This window comes from Frateuria sp. Soil773, assembly GCF_001428405.1.
In the GTDB taxonomy this organism is placed as follows: Bacteria; Pseudomonadota; Gammaproteobacteria; order Xanthomonadales; family Rhodanobacteraceae; genus LMSL01.
On the sequence record NZ_LMSL01000026.1, the window covers coordinates 1 to 1,924 of the forward strand.

Annotated in this window: 1 pseudogene; it reads left to right on the forward strand. The window is 65.4% G+C overall.

The annotated features are described in order from the left end of the window. Positions 1 to 1,677: pseudogene (locus ASG87_RS09675) on the forward strand (RHS repeat protein); the annotation flags it as partial. Positions 1,678 to 1,924 lie beyond the last annotated feature (247 nt).

Consider the following 1,924-nt stretch of genomic DNA (forward strand, 5'->3'; position numbering starts at 1 on the left):
AAGCCGATCTGGGCGCAGCGCCCGGATGGCCGCCTGATCAAGTTCAATTACGCCAGCTCGCCCACGCCCGGCTGGTACGAGGACAAGCCGTCCCCGATCGCCAAGATCCTCAAGTCGGGCAGCACCTATGTGCTCTACAGCGAGGACCATACCGTCGAGGTGTACGACGCCGCCGGCTTCCCGTCGAGCCTCCAGAGCCGGCAGGGCATCGGCTGGACGTTCCAGTACGACAGCGGCCACTACCTCACGCGGGTAACGCATGCCTCCGGGCGCCATGTGGACTTCACCTGGACCGACGGCCGCCTCACCCAGGTCACCGACCCAGCCGGCCACGCCTACACGTACAGCTACAAGACGTTGCCGGTCTCGACCTCGAGCGCCGTGAGCCCGGGGGCATCGCCCTCGGCCCGCATGGTCAATGCGGGAAGCATCGGAGCGCATCCGATGCTGCTGCCCCAGCATGATCCGCGCCACGACGATCCACCGCCGCTGCCCTCGACGCCGCCGATCAATTCGATGGTGGCCTTGCTGACCGGCACGATCCAGCCCGGCGCGATCCCCACCCGGATCACCTACCACTACGAAGACACCCGCTTCCCGACCGCGCTGACCGGCCGCACGATCAACGATGTGCGCCAGTCCTGGATCGCCTATGACGCGAATGGCCGCGCCACCGAGACCAAGCTGGCCGGCAACGTGGAGCGCTACCAGTTCAGCTACGTGCTCGACGCGGACGGCAATATCCACAAGACGACGGTGACCAGTCCGCTGGGCCGGGCAACCACCTATACCTTCGACGAGAACGGCAACCAGGTCGCGGTCGAGGGCACTTCCACCAACTGCCCCTCGACGGCCAAGGACCGGGCGTACGACGCCAACGGCTACCTGGAATCCGCCGACGACAACCGCGGCGTCATCACGACCTACGACCACGATGCCAAGGGCCAGTTGCTACAAACGGTGGAGAATGCCGGGGCCGCGGATACGAGTCAGCAGCGCGTAACCAACTACGCATGGGATGCCGACAACCGCATGACCAAGCAGACCCTGGTCGGCGACCATGAGATCAGCTACTTCTACGGCGGTACCGGCGATCGCCTATCCTCGGTGGTGGTCAAGAACCTCTCCAGCAAGGTGGCGGCAAGCCAGGGGCAGACACGTACGACGACCTACACCTACACCACCGCGTCCAACGGCATGGTGACGTCGATAGTGGTAGACGGCCCGTTGGCCGGCAGCGGCGATGCCATCACCTCCACCTACGCGTCCACCGGCGACCTGCTGACCGTCAAGAACAGCCTGGGCCACACGACCACCTACGGAAGCTACAACGACCTTGGCCAGCCCGGTTTCGTGACCGGCCCCAACGGCGACAAGACCGGCTATGTCTACGACGCACGCGGCCGGGTCATCGACGTACAGACCTACCGCAATGGCACTACGCAGCACACGTACTACGAGTACGACGGCTTCGGCCGGCTTGCCAAGGTGACGTCGCCGGACGGGCAATACCACGGCTACCAGTACGACGCCGCGGGCCGGCTCACGTCCGAGTACGAGCCCGAAGCGGGCGGCACCTTCGCGCAGACGGTCTACACCTACAACGCGCTGTCGCAACCGACGTCGGTCACCACCCAACGGGTGTTCCGCGAACCACAGCGTGGAACCGTGCCTTGAGGCGATACGCCATCGTGGTTTGAAGGCTTGGCCGTTGCCAGTGCGGCATCGGCATTCGATGGGAATCATGAAAAGGCGCGCTGCGAACCTTTCGCCAGGCGCGCCGAAGGGGAAAGGCATGCGAGCAGGGATGAAGCTGGGTGGATTCGCGCAACGGGCAGGCTCGTTGTTGTGCCTGTGGTGCGTGGCGGTGGTGTGGTCCACGGCCACCTGGGCCGGAACCGGGCCGGTCAAGGCGGACCCGAAG